This is a genomic window from Chromobacterium sp. LK1 (assembly GCF_001043555.1).
GTDB lineage: Bacteria > Pseudomonadota > Gammaproteobacteria > Burkholderiales > Chromobacteriaceae > Chromobacterium > Chromobacterium aquaticum.
In genome coordinates this window covers 139,683-153,172 of the sequence record NZ_LDUI01000030.1, presented here as the reverse complement: position 1 = coordinate 153,172, position 13,490 = coordinate 139,683, and the positions used below count along the sequence as shown (strand labels likewise).

Genomic DNA, 13,490 nt, shown 5'->3' with positions numbered 1-13,490 from the left:
GCGTCAGCCGGCCGCCGGCGGCCGCCCGTACTGCTCGCGGATGAAGTCCGTCATGTGCGCGGCCAGGATCTGGTGCACCTCCTGGCTGGGGTGCACCTCGTCGTGGAACAGATGACGGTGCGAGCTGTCCAGCGGCCGCGCGTCGCCGGCGAAGCCGAGCACGCGCGGCAGGTCGATATAGCCCTCGTGCTTATTGTGCAGGGTGTCGTACTCCACCTGCTCCGCCAGCTCCATCAGATAATCCAGCTTGGCGCCGATATCGAAGAAGCGGATGGTCACTCCGGCATCCTGGTAACGGGCTTGCAAGCTTTCCACCATCTGGCTCAGTTGCTGGTTATGCCGCTGCGACAAGTCGTGCAGCTTCTCGGCTTCCGCCTGCGGCTGCTTACGCGCATTCACGGTTTTGGACAGATCCGGCGCGCCGGCCACCAGGATATCCTTCACTCCCTTGGCCACCAGCTTGTCCACCTGCTGCTCATACGTCCGGATCACCTTGTCCACATCGGTCTTGCCGAAGGTCATATAGTCGTTGGAACCCAGCGCCAACACCGCCATATCGCCAGGCTTGAAGTCATGCTTGTTGATCTGGCGCTCCATATGGGAAATGAACATGAAGGTGGGATTCCACTTGGAGTACTTGCCGGCCACCGCGCCACCCTCGGCGTAATTCACCAGCGGTTTGCCCAGATAGGCCTTGGAGGCCAGGAAATCCGGCCAGGCGAAGCCATTGGTGAAACGCCCTTCATAATACTGGCCTGAAGACGGCATCACCCCCAGGCTCTTGCTGAGCATGCGGCCCTCGGAATCCGACAGGCTGTCGCCTATCACCACCAGCCGCTGAATATGCCCCAAGCCCTTGCCCTCCCCGGCGGCCCCCACCGGCGCCTTGCCCTGTACCGCCTGGTTTTTCAACGCCAGCGCGAACAGCGCCGTGTTGTCGAAGCTCTCCGAGTCCACCGCATCCGCCCGCGACAGCGGGGCGGGATCGTGTCGGCATTGCCGCAGCGACATCTTCAATTTGGAGACTTCAAGCCGCGCCTCTTCGTGCCGGGCGCAGTCCCAGCGCACCAGCAATTTACCGGGAGCGATTCTCATGGCGTGTGATTTCCTGTACGTGACTCAGTGACGCACAGAGTGCCAAACATCAATGGCATGGTCTTGCGCAAAACGATCATGCCAATGACGTGATTGCCTGCCGTGAAAAACGCCGCTCAATGGCCCTTGCCATGCTGAAACGCCAGCTGCTCGCGGACATAACGCCGCTGCTCCAGCAGAAACCCCTGTATCCCCTGGCGCATCGCCACCGCCATCTCCGGACGCTGCCGCGGCTTGCAGATATAGGTCCACAGGAAATCCTCCTGCGTATCCGGCTGGATGTCCTCCATCTGAGCCTGTTCGAACGCCTGCTCGCTCGAAGAGCCGTCCACGTCGAAGCGCACCGTCAGCGGCATCGCCAGCAGGCGCTGCTTGCAATGCACCTCGTACAGCGACTGCCGATAAGCGTAAGCCTCCGCCGGCTTGCCACGCTCGAAGCGAGGCGCGCACAAGGCCCAGAACTTGACCGTGCCGTCAGGAGTTTCGGCGATGCTGTCGCTGTCGATGAACAAAGCACCCTGATCGGGATTGAAATAAGTGAAATCCCAGCTCGAGGCATGGGCAGCGGAAACGAACAAGGCCAAAACCAAGGCAATAACTCTCAACATTATGATTCCCAATATCTTTCCAGCCGCTGCGGCTAAAGTCGCAGCGGTCTGGCATCATACCAGTTCCGGTTTTTTCTTGGGAAATGCCGGCCGCGGCAGCCGCAAACTCGAGCCTGCCGCTGGCGGCTTGCGGAGAGGTGTCTTAGAGCCTGCTCAAAGTCTCGCGAGCAAGAGCGAGACAAGGCGAAAACGAGCGAAAAAGCGGAATGTACAGGTGGTACATGAGCATTTTGAGCTCGGTTTCAACGCCCATTTCTATCCATCCCGCCGACGCGCAGCAGACTTTGAACAGGCTCTTAGAACCTGTTTCCATCACCGCCAATACACCCGCTTGGGCTTCTCCCAGGCGCTCTTGGTCCACACCTTGACGCCGAAGCGGCGGGCCAGCTCCAGCGCATGCTGCTTGTCCTCCTTCTTCAGACGGTGGTAGCGCACCGGGATATCCTTGGAGCCGCAACGCAATAGCGTCACCCACTGCACTTTCCACAAATGCCGCACCACCACCGCGCTGGGCGCTTGCCGGGTCACGACCCACTCGTCGCCCAGCAGCATCACCCCGTCCACCTGCTCCACCGGCATCGAATGCCAAGCCTCGGCCACCACCCGCCAGCCCACCAGCAGCAAGATGCCGACGGCCATCACATAGCCGGGCATCTCCCTGCCGTCGCTTTCGCCATTGGCGATGAACAACAGAAAAAAACCCATCAATAGCAAGGGGCTGTTCTTCAGCAACAGCCCCGGCAGCAAGGTGCTCACCTCCACCGCCGGCCGCACCGGCAGGCGCGCGCCGACAGCGCCGCGCTTATCATCCTCTTGCAAACCACCCTCCCTCTTCCAAAGCTCGCCGCTGGCCGAGGCCCGACGCGGAAAGCCCGCATTCTGCGATCAAGCCGTGCCCGGCATCAAGTTCGACGCGACCACCTCACGCCGCGCAGCCCGTTCCATTTGCCAGTGCCGCCCTCTTTCGCCACAAAAAATCATATGGCATTTTCTGCGTTTCAGCGGCGCGGCCCTTCGCCCGCGCGCTCACCTGGAGCATCCCTTGAAATCTCTAGCCATGATATTGAGCCTGGCCGGCTGCGCCTGGCTGACGCTGGCCAGCCACGCGCTGGCGCAAGGCGCGCCCGCCGGCAGCACGCAAAGACAGGCCGCGCGGCTGACGGTCTGCGCCACGCCGTGGAACGCCGCCATCCCCTATCCGGCCGGCAGCGTGGCCAGCCATCACGGCGTCAACTTCACCGCCGCTTACTGGACCCAGGGCAACCCGCCATTCGCCGGCAGCGGCACGGCGGAAATCGGCCAGCCATGGATAGCGGCTGCGCGCTGCGCGCCGCCGGCCAAGGCCAAGCCGGCCAGGCCTGACGACAACTTCTCCCCCGCCACGCTGAAATTCCTGCAAGCCAATACCGGCCTGGACGGCGAGCAATGGCACAACATCATGCAACTGGTGAACAAGCCGGAACAGGACTCGCTGGACTGGCCCAAGTTCTACGGTTACTGCGAAGACATCGACGATGAGCGCGGCTTCACCATCGGCATCTTCGGCGCCACCACCGGCGGCCCCCGCGATCAGGGGCCGGACGGCCCGGCGCTGTTCAAAGCCTTTGACGCCGCCAGCGGCGCCGGCAACCCTTCCGTCGCCGGCGGCCTGGCGCGCGCCGGCGTGCGCGGCGCCATGCAAGGGCCGGTGCTCAAGATCAGCGACAGTGAAAAAGTGTTCTGCGGCAAGATAGGCGCGCTGCAAAACAACGCCGCCTGGCGCGAGGCGATGTGGCAGACCTTTTACCAGGTCTATATCCGCTACAGCGTGCAACAGGCGCGCCAGCGCGGCTTCAGCAGCGCGCTGACCATAGGCTCCTTCGTCGACACCGCGCTGAACCAGGGCGCCAGCGGCGGCGCGGACAGCTTGCAGGGGCTGCTGTCCCGTTGCGGCGGCGGCGACGAAAAAACCTTTCTAAGCCGTTTCCACGCCGAGCGCAGCAAGGTGGTGGACAGCAATGAATACAATAAGCCGCCCAATGGCAAAAACCGCGTCAAGCAATGGAACACCTTGCTGAACATGGGCGAGACCGATCTGAAAAACGCCGACGCCGCGGTGCAGAAAGTCACCAACTGGAAGCTGAAATAAGCTCGCCGCTCAACCCTGGTCCGCCGGCGGGATGGCTTCGGCCGGCGCCGAGGCCTCCGGCGCGCGGCGCAGCCAGCCCAATACCCGCTGATGCCCCACGCGCGGCACGCCGTGCTCCATGAGCAAGGGCAGCCGCTCGCGGGCATCGCCGAACGGGCCGGGGTTCTGCTGAATGATCTCGATGAAATCCGGCCCGATCCGGCTGACGATGGCGACATGACCATAGCGGTTGAAAACCCAGGGCGCGAACACGATCAGGTCCTCTTCCCGCGGCGCGTCGCCGTCGCCATTGCGGTATTGCAGCAGGCCGCGCTCGGGATTGAGCGCGCCATTGTCCAGCCGGGGCAGGAAGAAGTCCCGGGCATGGCCCTTGTCCTGCGGCATTTTGTGGCCGAAGCGCTGATGGTAATAGCGTTTGACGAACTCCACGCACTGATAGCGCAAGCCCAGGTTGTAGCCATCCGGCGCCAGATTGCGCCCTTCCACATTCTGCACCCCGCCGTTGTAATACACGGCGACGCCGTTGAAGGCGTCCACCGGCTCGCCGACCGCGCGCGCCCAGTTGCTGTTCAGATGGGTGGCCGCCCAGTAAGCAGCGCTCAGCAACGCCAGCAGCGCCAGCGCCGCCTTGCCCTTGCCCAGCTTCATCGCGGTTCGGCCTCGGCTTTGACTTGCCCGTCCAGCCAATCATCCAGATGGCAGGACTCGCCGGAGCGGATCGCGTCCATCCCTTGCACCAGCAAGGCCGGCTTGCCATTCCGCTCCGCGAATTCGCCCAAGACCCGGGCCGAGGTGAGCGCCTTGCCCTCCAGCGCCGCCGGCGACACGCCTGGCCACGCCGTCAATGGCTGGCCCTCCGGGCTCAGCAATTGATAGACAGGCTTGCCCATGCTGCAGCGGGTCAGACGCAAGCCCCCTTCATGCACGCTCAACATGCCGATATAGAGATCCGCCGCCAGCGCGGCAAACGGCATCAGCGCGCCAAGCGCCGCCAGCATAGACTTTCGCGGGAACATGCTTTTCTCCTTGCGGCCGCCATCGGAATCGGCAGCCAAAAAATCGATCGGCATGTTAACAGTTGCCACCGTTATCGGCCAGCCGCAAGCGGAGGGCGGCTAGCCGTCGTCGGCCGCTCTTGCTATATTGGCGGCCTTCCATAGCCACACCCACGCCGCTCATGTCCATCCGCGTCCCACTCCTACTCGCCAGCCTGGCGCTGGCCGGCTGCAAGCCGCAGGCGATGCAGGCCAGCTATCACTGCGCCGACAGCAGCCGCTTCCACTTCAGCCGCCAAAGCCAGACCGTTGAATTGATCCGCGGCGAACAGCGCTTCCAGGGCTATATGGACGAACGCGGCCTGCTGACCTGGCCACGCGACGCAGCCGGCAAGGCGCTGCCGGACAGCTTTTTCATCACCCGCAAACAACCGGACGAGATGAAGCTCTACGGCGGCTTTGCCGGCACCGGCCTCGCCTGCGAGCTCGACAAGCGCTGATCCCCGGCGGCAATCGCGGTTGCCCTATCCCAATGGCCAGCAGAAAAAGCCGTCCCAGCCAACTTTAATGAAATAAGCATATAAAGTGACAGCAGGCGAATGCCGGCGGTCACGCGGACACCCTGCGCCGATATGCGTTCTCTCAAACGATTATCAGGAGATTCATCATGGCTTGGACCGGCACTGTCGCAGCGAACAACCCGAACGGGGAGCCCACCAGCATCACCTACAACCCGGGCGATTTGATCACCATCGTGGCTTCCGGCTGGGCCGGCTATGGCCCGCAACCCAACTGGGGCCCGCAGGGCGACAAGAACCAACCCAACCAAGGCCTGGTCTGCGGCGATGCCTACTGCGGCGCGCTGGTGATGAAGATCGGCAATAGCGGCTTCATCCCGGTCAATACCGGCCTGTTCCGCTGGAAAGCGCCGGCCAATGCCCAGGGCCAGATCACGCTGTATTACAACGATGTGCCCACTACCTACGGCAATAACTCCGGCTCCTTCCAGGTGAGCATAGGCAAAGACGCGGTCTGATCGCCCTCCGCCAGCCGACAGCCCCGCGACGGAGCTGTCGGCATTTCCTCCGATTGACGCTCCCGCCCACCACTGCTACCTTGCCCTTGGTGCTGAACACACCGACACACACTAGCGGCGACCCACGCCCGACAGACGTGGAATCTTGATCCATAGGCTTTGTATAGGAGCGATCTCCATGGATACCCGTCCCGCTTGCTCTCCCCATCTTTCCAAACTCGAAACCGCCGACGCGCTGGCCAACGGCCTGGACGCGCTCAATCTGCTGCGCCCGCTGCTGTTGAGCATGCGGCAACAGCTGGCCAATCCCCAGCCCAATCTGGGTCAGCTTGATGGCTTGTGCCAAGCGGCCAACTGGATAGCCGACGAATACCACAACTATCTGGAAGCGCTGCGGCAAGACGAAGCCCGCCGCACCAACAACTAAACCCACGGCCAAGTGGCCGGCGGCTCGGCGTTCAATGCTGCGCCGCCAGCCACGTCAGCGCCGCCTCCCGCTCGTCAAAGGCGCGGAACTGGCGCCCGTGGCGCGCTTCGCGCAGATATTCGCCAAAACGCTCGCCATGCGCGTTGCCGTCGGCGAACACCCCGGCCACCGCGATGCGGTAATTGACCAGCTTCTGGATGAATTCGCCGGCAAAACGGCTGCTCAGCTCGAAAAAATCCGCTGGCAGCGCGTCTTCCAGCAGCAGCAAACGCGGCGCATCGTGCTCGCCGCACAGCGCCACCAGCTCCAGCGCCTGCTCCAGGCGCTGCACGCCGGCGCGGCATTCGATCAAGCCGGTCTGTTGGATCGTGAGCAATTCGGCCTGCAAGGGCCGAGGCGCGGGCTTGGACATGGCATGCTTTCATTTGGTGATGAAAATACGCCAAATGATGCCACCGACATTGCAGGAGAAACAAGCGTGTCCGCTTGCATCCTTACGGCATTTATTGAATAATTTCGCCCTATTCCCGACGTGTTATCGCGGCTGCTGAACCCGATCAATACGCTGGAATCATCATGAGCCATCCCGACACTCGCGCGCTGCGCCGTCATCTGAACTTCTTCAAGCAAGCCGGCAAGCGCGCTCCCTCCGACTGGCCGCTGGAAAAGAACTGGAAGCATTTATATACCCGCCAGGTCAAACTGAACCGAGCGCGCCAACTGCGCATCGACTACCCCACGCGCAGCATGCGCCAACGCATCAACGAGGATTACGGCGATGAATTGGCTGTTTATCTGTAGCCGCAATCAATGGCGCAGCCCCACCGCGGAGGCGCTGTTCCGCCGTCATCCGCACATCCAGGCGCGCTCCGCCGGCACCAGCCCCAATGCGCGCAAGACCGTCTCCGCCGCTGACTTGCGCTGGGCGGACGCGGTGTTCGTGATGGAGGGCAAGCATCGCCAGCGGCTGCTGGCGCAGTTTGGCCGCTTGTTGGAGCACAAGCCGCTGCATGTGCTGGAGATCCCAGACGACTATCCCTATATGGACCCGGAGCTGATGGAGCTGCTGGAGCAATCGCTGGCGCCCCATCTGCCCGGCTGACATGCGCCCAAAACCAGGGCGGGCCTCCTTCCGGAGCCCGCCCTGTCTCATTGCCGCGCGGTCACAGGGTCTGGAAGTAGAAGCGGTAATCCCCCTGGCCAAACAGCATCGCCATGCTGGTCAGATTGCTATTCGCCGGCGTGCCCACCAGGGTCAGCACCGGAATTGAATCGTGACCGTATTGATAGGCCTGGGTCTGCGGGTTGTAGCCGAACTGATAGAAGGTATCCACGCTGCCCACCTTGAAGGCGTACAAACGATAGGTGCTGCCGTCGAACAACATGGACCAGCGGTGGAAGTCCGTGTCCGGCGGCGCACCGGTGACATTCAGCGTGGGGATGGAGTTATAGCCGTACTCGTAGTGGTTGGTGGCGCGATTGAAGCCGAACTGGTACAGCACCGTGGGCGCGCCCAGCCGCCGCAAATACAGCCGGTAGGTGCGGGTGCTGCTGTCGTAGAGCATGGCCAGGCTGCTGGCGTCCGCGTCCGGCGGCGCGCCGGTGATCTTCAGCTCCGGAATGGAGTGATAGCCGTACTCGTACTTGGACGTGGCCGGATTGAACGCGGCCTGGTACAAGGTGTCCGCGCTGCTGCCCTTGAAGCAGTACAGCCGGTAATACTCGCCGTCGTTGAGCATGGCCCAACGCGCCCAATTGGTGTCGCTGGGCATGTTGACGACCGCCATATTGGGTATGGAGCCGCCATAGGCGAATTTATACGTGCTGGTATTGGGCACATAGGCAAACTGATTGACTGATGACATGACGCTTTCCTCCGGTTGGGGCATTCCCTTGCGCGCGGGCGCAACTTGCCCGGCATGGGCAAATCGTTCGAACGGATGGAGAACCACTAGGTCGTCGATCAGGGGCGGGCACCTTGGCAGGCGAGGCGGGGCCGATAATGGCGGCGATAGGGACTTCATCGACTAGCCAGTAATAGCATCTCGAAAACCGGGCACGCCTGTACTTTTGGCCTGGGTCGGCCACCATGGTTACAGTTGTTACATATTGCGCGCTATGCCCCCCTCAGCGCCGCCCATAGAATACACGCCGTCGATAGCGCCGCCGGCGCGCCGCCTCACCCAAGGGAAACACAATAAATGAGAACAAAAGGATTCATCGGCCTGGCCCTGACCGCCCTGCCGGCGCTGAGCCAGGCCGCCATGCCCGTCGCCCAACTGAATCAGCACGCCGAGCGGATATTCAAGGACAGCCAGGCGGTGGGCATGGTGATGGTGGTGGTGGACAAGCAAGGCGCCCAACAGCGCTTCTACGGCGAAACCCGGCCCGGCAGCCGCCGCGCGCCGGACGCCGACTCGCTATTGCGCATCGCCAGCCTCAGCAAGCTGATGACCAGCGAGGTGCTGGCCTCGCTGGCCTTGCAAAACCGCTTGAAACTGGATGACCCCTTGCTGAAGTACGCTCCGGCGGGCGCCAGGCTGCCCAAATCCCTGAACGGCCAGCCCATCACCCTGCTGCACCTTGCCACGCATACCAGCGGTTTCCCGCGCGAGCTGCCCGGCGTCAAGCCGCGTGATACGCCGGTATTCGTCTGGCCGGACCAGCAGCAGCGCTGGCGCTGGCTGGCCAAGACCAAGGCCGGCTTCGCGCCGGGGCAGAACGCGCAATACTCCAATCTGGCTTACGACTACCTGGCCGATGCGCTGGCCAGCGCCGGCGGCAAACCCTATCCGGTCCTGTTGCGGGAAACCGTGACCGCGCCGCTGGCGATGAAGGACACCACCTTCAGCCCCAGCGCCGCCCAGTGCGCGCGCCTGCTGCGCGGCGTGGAAACCAGCCCCTGCGTCAACACCAGCGCGGCCATAGGCAGCGGCGGCGTTTACTCCACCGCCGCCGACATGCAGCGCTGGCTGCAAGACCTGGTGCGGCCGCAGAACGAGCAGCGCAAGCGCCTGTACCAGCAAACCTTCCAGATGCGCTATCAGCGCAATGAGCTGCGCAGCGTCGCCGGCATGGACGTGCCCGGCAAGGCCGACGCGCTGGGTCTGGGCTGGGTGGCGATGCGCGAACAGCCGGACCCGCGGCCCTTCCTGCAAAAAACCGCCGGCGGCGGTGGTTTCTTCAGCTATGTCGCCATCGATCCCGAACGCCAGACCGCGGTATGGGTAGCGCTGACCCGTGGCAAGCAGACGCGTTACCAGGCCATGAGCGACGGCGTCAATCAGCTGCTGCTGGCGCTGAACCGGCCGTAACAAGCTGTTCAAAGCCTGCCGTGCTTCAGGCCGGCGCCAGTTCCTGGGTAAACAGCGTCTGCCCGGCCACGTCCTTCAGCCGCACCGTCATCGCGCGGCTGCGGGCGTCGATGTCCACCTGGCCGAAGAATTGCAGGCCGGCCAGCGGCGACAGGTTCTGCGCTTCCGGCGCTTTCTGGTACACCACTTTGGGGCCGAACGTCATGTCCAGCGCATTGGGGCCGAAGGTGCCAGCGTTGAGCGGGCCGGAGACGAATTCCCAGAACGGGTTGAAGTCGGCGAAGGCGGCGCGCTCCGGGTGGTAATGGTGGGCGGCGGTGTAATGCACGTCGGCGGTGAACCAGACCACGTTGCGGATATCGCGGCGCTTGATCTCGCGCAGCAGCCAGGCCAGTTCCAGTTCGCGCCCCAGCGGCCGGCCGTGGTCACCGTTGGCCATCGCTTCCCAGCGCGGGCTGCCGTCCGCGTTGTTGCCATCGCCCACTTGCAGGCCCAAGGGCATGTCCGCCATCACCGCCTTCCACTGCGCCGTCGACGCTTGCAAACCCTCCAGCAGCCATTGCAGCTGCGCCCGGCCCATGAAGTCCGCGCCCGGCTCGCCTTCGCGCTGCAGATTGGCGCCGTTGGCGCCGCGATAGCTGCGCATGTCCAGCACGAACACGTCCAGCAATGGACCCTGCGGCAGATGGCGGTAGACCCGTTCGTCCTCGCGATTGCCATGGAGCCGCAGCGGCGCGTAGTCGAGAAAGGCGCGCGTGGCGCGCGCCTGCAGCACGCCGATGTTTTTTTCGCGGTAACGCGGATCGGCGGACAGGTCTTTGCCGTCCGACCAGTTGTTGACCACTTCGTGATCGTCCCATTGCCAGATCTGCGGCACTTCGGCGGCGAAACGCCGCACATTGGCGTCCATCAGATTGTAGCGATAGCGGCCGCGGTATTCGTCCAGCGTCTCCGCCACCTTGCTCACTTCCGGCGTCAGCAGATTGCGCCAGATCTTGCCGCCCTCCACCGCCACCTCGGCCGCCATCGGGCCGTCGGCATAAATGGTGTCGCCGCAGTGAACGAAGAAATCCGGCTGCTGCCGGCGCATGGTTTCATAAATGCGCATGCCGCCCCAGTCCGGATTGATGCCATAGCCCTGGCCGGCGGTGTCGCCGGACCAGACGAAGCGCAGATCGCGCGCCGCCAGCGGCGCGGTGCGGAAGCGGCCGAGCACCGGTTCCGACAGCGCGCGCGGCTGGGCGGCGTCCTCGTAGCGCACCCGCAGGAATAATTGTTCGCCGGCCGGCAGGCCGCGCAAATCCACGCGCGCGGTGAAGTCGCTGGCCTCGGTGGCCCACGGCCCGCGCAGCAGCTGGGGCGCGGCGAAGCGTTCGCTGCGGTCCCATTCCACCAGCAGCCGCGCGGTGCGGTCCGCGCGCGCCCAGACGATGGCGCGGTCCGCGCCCACATCACCGATCTGGATGCCGGAGCCGATGACAGGCCGCTGCTTGTCCGAGACGATGACGGCCGGCGCGGCCAGGACCGGCGCGGCCAGCAACAGCCCCCCGCTGGCGAGCGAAGTTTTCAGAAAGCGGCGGCGGTCCATGGCGTTCTCCTTGTCGGCTGGCACACAAAATGCCCAGCATGCCGTTCCAAGATGACGCGGCGATGTAGCGCTAGCGGATTTCACGTATTTCCTTCACGCGCTTGCTCGCATATACCTCAAACCAAGCCGCGCCACGCGGTTTTCGAGGAGACGCACATGCGCTGGGACCCCGGACCGCCGCCCTCTTTCGCCACGCTGTTCGAGCAAGCGCCGCTGGCCAGCTACCAGGCGCTACCGGCCAAGTTCCGCCTGGAATGGGGGCCTATCTATTACCGCGGCCGCCTGGACGGCAGCGCCAGGCTGCTGATCGTCGGGCAAGACCCATCCGCCGACGAAAACCTGGTGCGCCGGGCCATGGTGGGCACCGCCGGCCAGCGGGTGCAGGGTTTGCTGCGCAAGCTGGGCCTGGACCACGGCTACGTGATCGTCAACGCCAGCTTGTATAGCATCTATGGTCAGTTCGACGCCGAGATGGCGGGCTTCATGGATCAGGCCGCGGTGCGCGCCTGGCGCAACCGCTTGCTGGATCAACTGGCGCAGCCCGGCCTGCAGGCCGTGGTCGGCTTTGGCAAGGCGGCGGCTAAGGTGCTCGACGACTGGCCGGGCGCGGCCGCGTTCAAGGCCGCGCAGCGGCTGTTTCAGGCGCAGCACCCCACCGCGCGCGCGCCGGCCGCCCTGCTCAAGTCCTGGAACCAGACGCTGGCCGCCTTGGCGCCGCTGCTGACGCCGGACCCAGGCGTCACGCCGGATCCGTCGCCCTATCCGCTGAGCGGATTCCGCGAGCAGGACCTGGCGCGGATTCCGGCGGCGGACCTGCCGTTCGGCATGCCGGCCTGGCTGGGACAGGGCGATATGGCCACGCGGCTGATCAAGGGCCAGGCCAAGCTGAAAACCCCTGCCGCCAACGCCGCCATTCTATGGACGGCACAGGCGGATCAGGGTTGAACACGGGAGCGATCAAGATGAACCCCATGCCCTGGCTGCTGAGCGCCGCGCTGCTGTCCCACCCCGCCGCCGCTGAACTGTCCGTCACCCCGGGAACCGGCGGACAACTGGTGATTCGCGGCCGACTGGCCTTGCCGGAACAAGAGCTGGACGGCCGCCTGGTGCTGGCGGGCGACCGCATCGTCTGCGCCGGCGCGGACTGCGCGGAACCGGCCGACGCCACCGTGCTGCAAGTGAACGACGGCCTCATCCTCCCCGGCTTCATCGACGCCCACAACCACGTGGCCTACAACGCGCTACCCAAGTGGGCCCCGCCCAAGCGCTACCAGAACCGCGCTCAATGGCAGCGCGCCGCCGCCTACAAGGCGTTCAAGCGCCCCTACGACCAACTGAAGCGCAGCGGCCTGAGCTGCGAGATGGTGAAATACGGCGAGGCCAAGGCCTTGCTCAGCGGCGTCACCACCATTCAAGGCTCGCCCGCCGGCCGCTGTCTGCAAGGCTTGGTCCGCAATGCGGAAAACCCGCAGTCCGGCCTGCCGGTGTCCTCCGCCCATGTGCGCACCTTCATTCTGGATGTCGGCGGCGCGCCCAAGATAGACTGGAACGCCACCGACGCCTTCCTGATCCACGTGGCCGAAGGCGTGGACGCCGCCGCGCTGGCCGAGTTCGCCACGCTCAAGTCCAAGGGCTTGCTCACCGCCGGCACCGCGATCATCCACGGCACGGCTTTTGGCGACGAGGAGTTCCGCCAGATGGGCGCGGTGGGCAGCAAACTGATCTGGTCGCCGCAAAGCAATCTGGCGCTATACGGCCAGACCACCCGTGTCGACCTGGCCCTGCGCCACGGCGTGCCGGTGTCGCTGGGCGTGGATTGGAATCCCACCGGCAGCGACAATCTGTTCGATGAATTACGGGTGGCGGATCGCGTCAACCGCGAGCAGTTCGCCGGCGCGATTGCCGAACAGGACTGGCTGGCCATGATCACCCGCCATCCCTCTCAGGCACTGGCGCTGGATTCATACATAGGCGCGCTGCGCGCCGGCCTGAAGGCCGATATCGTCATTCTGTCCGGCGCCCGGGCCAGCGTCGGTCAGACGCTGCTGAACGCCAGGCTGCGCGACGTAGCCGCGGTACTGGTGGATGGCCGCCTGCTCTACGGCGACCGCGACGCAATGACGGCCGCCGGCCGCGCCGACTGCGACGCGCTGACGGTGGACGGCGCGCCCAAGCTGCTGTGCATGCAAACACCGGGGGTGCCCAAGGGCGGCCAGCGGCTGGACGAAGTCCGCGCCGCGCTGCTCAAGGTCTACCCCGGCGTCGCGCCGCTGGCCGCGCCTTGAACGTGTTCCGCCGC

At 64.5% G+C, this 13,490-nt stretch carries 17 protein-coding genes; 9 read left to right on the top strand and 8 right to left on the bottom strand.

All coding sequences use genetic code 11. The annotated features are described in order from the left end of the window. Positions 1–3 precede the first annotated feature (3 nt). From VI26_RS13750 to VI26_RS13740, 3 genes are all read right to left on the bottom strand, one after another. Positions 4–1,095 carry an SGNH/GDSL hydrolase family protein gene (locus VI26_RS13750; RefSeq protein WP_048410309.1) on the bottom strand — a complete coding sequence of 364 codons (1,092 nt, stop codon included), beginning with the start codon at positions 1,093–1,095 and terminating at the stop codon, positions 4–6. Between the two features lie 116 nt (positions 1,096–1,211). After that, positions 1,212–1,703 carry a surface-adhesin E family protein gene (locus VI26_RS13745; RefSeq protein ID WP_156183880.1) on the bottom strand — a complete coding sequence of 164 codons (492 nt, stop codon included), beginning with the start codon at positions 1,701–1,703 and terminating at the stop codon, positions 1,212–1,214. 312 nt (positions 1,704–2,015) lie between these two features. Continuing rightward, positions 2,016–2,522, bottom strand: coding sequence for a hypothetical protein (locus VI26_RS13740; protein WP_048410307.1), 507 nt, complete (start codon positions 2,520–2,522; stop codon positions 2,016–2,018). Between the two features lie 223 nt (positions 2,523–2,745). Here VI26_RS13740 and VI26_RS13735 point away from each other — a divergent pair, with 223 nt between their 5' ends. Next, positions 2,746–3,831, top strand: coding sequence for a chitosanase (locus VI26_RS13735; RefSeq protein ID WP_231581026.1), 1,086 nt, complete (start codon positions 2,746–2,748; stop codon positions 3,829–3,831). Positions 3,832–3,840: 9 nt separating this feature from the next. Here the strand turns inward: VI26_RS13735 and VI26_RS13730 are convergent, their stop codons facing one another. After that, the gene (locus tag VI26_RS13730; RefSeq protein WP_048410306.1) at positions 3,841–4,479 is read right to left on the bottom strand and encodes a CHAP domain-containing protein; all 639 of its coding nucleotides are present in this window, start codon (positions 4,477–4,479) and stop codon (positions 3,841–3,843) included. Continuing rightward, positions 4,476–4,847, bottom strand: a complete 372-nt coding sequence (locus VI26_RS13725) for a hypothetical protein (RefSeq protein WP_156183879.1) — start codon at positions 4,845–4,847, stop codon at positions 4,476–4,478. Before VI26_RS13725 ends, VI26_RS13730 begins: the two co-directional genes overlap by 4 nt. Before the next feature lie 161 nt (positions 4,848–5,008). Between VI26_RS13725 and VI26_RS13720 the strand changes: the two genes are divergently transcribed. The 3 genes from VI26_RS13720 to VI26_RS13710 all read left to right on the top strand — a co-directional run bounded on the left by VI26_RS13720 (position 5,009) and on the right by VI26_RS13710 (position 6,289). Beyond that, entirely contained in the window at positions 5,009–5,326 is a 318-nt protein-coding gene (locus VI26_RS13720) for a hypothetical protein (RefSeq protein ID WP_048410304.1), read from the top strand. Positions 5,327–5,493: 167 nt separating this feature from the next. Continuing rightward, positions 5,494–5,862, top strand: a complete 369-nt coding sequence (locus VI26_RS13715) for a LecA/PA-IL family lectin (RefSeq protein ID WP_048410303.1) — start codon at positions 5,494–5,496, stop codon at positions 5,860–5,862. 178 nt (positions 5,863–6,040) lie between these two features. Continuing rightward, the gene (locus tag VI26_RS13710; protein ID WP_048410302.1) at positions 6,041–6,289 is read left to right on the top strand and encodes a hypothetical protein; all 249 of its coding nucleotides are present in this window, start codon (positions 6,041–6,043) and stop codon (positions 6,287–6,289) included. 31 nt (positions 6,290–6,320) lie between these two features. Here VI26_RS13710 and VI26_RS13705 read toward each other — a convergent pair whose 3' ends face one another. Continuing rightward, positions 6,321–6,701, bottom strand: coding sequence for a DUF4180 domain-containing protein (locus VI26_RS13705; protein WP_053074420.1), 381 nt, complete (start codon positions 6,699–6,701; stop codon positions 6,321–6,323). Between the two features lie 164 nt (positions 6,702–6,865). On the opposite strand from VI26_RS13705, the gene VI26_RS13700 reads away from it, so the two are divergent. Both VI26_RS13700 and VI26_RS13695 read left to right on the top strand, forming a co-directional pair. Further along, positions 6,866–7,090, top strand: a complete 225-nt coding sequence (locus VI26_RS13700; RefSeq protein WP_048410301.1) for a hypothetical protein — start codon at positions 6,866–6,868, stop codon at positions 7,088–7,090. Beyond that, on the top strand, positions 7,068–7,391 hold the full coding sequence (locus VI26_RS13695; RefSeq protein ID WP_048410300.1) for a low molecular weight protein tyrosine phosphatase family protein: 324 nt from the start codon (positions 7,068–7,070) through the stop codon (positions 7,389–7,391). Before VI26_RS13700 ends, VI26_RS13695 begins: the two co-directional genes overlap by 23 nt. A 61-nt stretch (positions 7,392–7,452) precedes the next feature. On the opposite strand, the gene VI26_RS13690 is transcribed toward VI26_RS13695, so the two are convergent. Next, positions 7,453–8,154 carry a hypothetical protein gene (locus VI26_RS13690; protein WP_048410299.1) on the bottom strand — a complete coding sequence of 234 codons (702 nt, stop codon included), beginning with the start codon at positions 8,152–8,154 and terminating at the stop codon, positions 7,453–7,455. Positions 8,155–8,490: 336 nt separating this feature from the next. Between VI26_RS13690 and ampH the strand changes: the two genes are divergently transcribed. Next, positions 8,491–9,603, top strand: coding sequence for a D-alanyl-D-alanine-carboxypeptidase/endopeptidase AmpH (gene ampH, locus VI26_RS13685; protein ID WP_048410298.1), 1,113 nt, complete (start codon positions 8,491–8,493; stop codon positions 9,601–9,603). A gap of 25 nt (positions 9,604–9,628) precedes the next feature. On the opposite strand, the gene VI26_RS13680 is transcribed toward ampH, so the two are convergent. Further along, the gene (locus VI26_RS13680) at positions 9,629–11,191 is read right to left on the bottom strand and encodes an alkaline phosphatase (RefSeq protein ID WP_048410297.1); all 1,563 of its coding nucleotides are present in this window, start codon (positions 11,189–11,191) and stop codon (positions 9,629–9,631) included. Between the two features lie 156 nt (positions 11,192–11,347). Between VI26_RS13680 and VI26_RS13675 the strand changes: the two genes are divergently transcribed. Both VI26_RS13675 and VI26_RS13670 read left to right on the top strand, forming a co-directional pair. Continuing rightward, positions 11,348–12,136, top strand: coding sequence for a uracil-DNA glycosylase family protein (locus VI26_RS13675; RefSeq protein ID WP_053074419.1), 789 nt, complete (start codon positions 11,348–11,350; stop codon positions 12,134–12,136). Between the two features lie 17 nt (positions 12,137–12,153). After that, a complete protein-coding gene (locus tag VI26_RS13670; protein ID WP_197081462.1) occupies positions 12,154–13,476 on the top strand; it encodes an amidohydrolase family protein in 1,323 nt (440 codons plus the stop codon). The last annotated feature ends 14 nt before the right edge of the window (positions 13,477–13,490 follow it).

Coding starts and splice junctions, on each gene's coding strand:
- VI26_RS13700 (WP_048410301.1), top strand. CDS start 6,866: ATGAGCCATCCCGACACTCGCGCGCTGCGCCGTCATCTGAACTTCTTC.
- VI26_RS13730 (WP_048410306.1), bottom strand. CDS start 4,479: ATGAAGCTGGGCAAGGGCAAGGCGGCGCTGGCGCTGCTGGCGTTGCTG.
- ampH (WP_048410298.1), top strand. CDS start 8,491: ATGAGAACAAAAGGATTCATCGGCCTGGCCCTGACCGCCCTGCCGGCG.
- VI26_RS13720 (WP_048410304.1), top strand. CDS start 5,009: ATGTCCATCCGCGTCCCACTCCTACTCGCCAGCCTGGCGCTGGCCGGC.
- VI26_RS13675 (WP_053074419.1), top strand. CDS start 11,348: ATGCGCTGGGACCCCGGACCGCCGCCCTCTTTCGCCACGCTGTTCGAG.
- VI26_RS13715 (WP_048410303.1), top strand. CDS start 5,494: ATGGCTTGGACCGGCACTGTCGCAGCGAACAACCCGAACGGGGAGCCC.
- VI26_RS13710 (WP_048410302.1), top strand. CDS start 6,041: ATGGATACCCGTCCCGCTTGCTCTCCCCATCTTTCCAAACTCGAAACC.
- VI26_RS13670 (WP_197081462.1), top strand. CDS start 12,154: ATGAACCCCATGCCCTGGCTGCTGAGCGCCGCGCTGCTGTCCCACCCC.
- VI26_RS13745 (WP_156183880.1), bottom strand. CDS start 1,703: ATGTTGAGAGTTATTGCCTTGGTTTTGGCCTTGTTCGTTTCCGCTGCC.
- VI26_RS13725 (WP_156183879.1), bottom strand. CDS start 4,847: ATGTTCCCGCGAAAGTCTATGCTGGCGGCGCTTGGCGCGCTGATGCCG.
- VI26_RS13690 (WP_048410299.1), bottom strand. CDS start 8,154: ATGTCATCAGTCAATCAGTTTGCCTATGTGCCCAATACCAGCACGTAT.
- VI26_RS13705 (WP_053074420.1), bottom strand. CDS start 6,701: ATGTCCAAGCCCGCGCCTCGGCCCTTGCAGGCCGAATTGCTCACGATC.
- VI26_RS13750 (WP_048410309.1), bottom strand. CDS start 1,095: ATGAGAATCGCTCCCGGTAAATTGCTGGTGCGCTGGGACTGCGCCCGG.
- VI26_RS13695 (WP_048410300.1), top strand. CDS start 7,068: ATGAATTGGCTGTTTATCTGTAGCCGCAATCAATGGCGCAGCCCCACC.
- VI26_RS13680 (WP_048410297.1), bottom strand. CDS start 11,191: ATGGACCGCCGCCGCTTTCTGAAAACTTCGCTCGCCAGCGGGGGGCTG.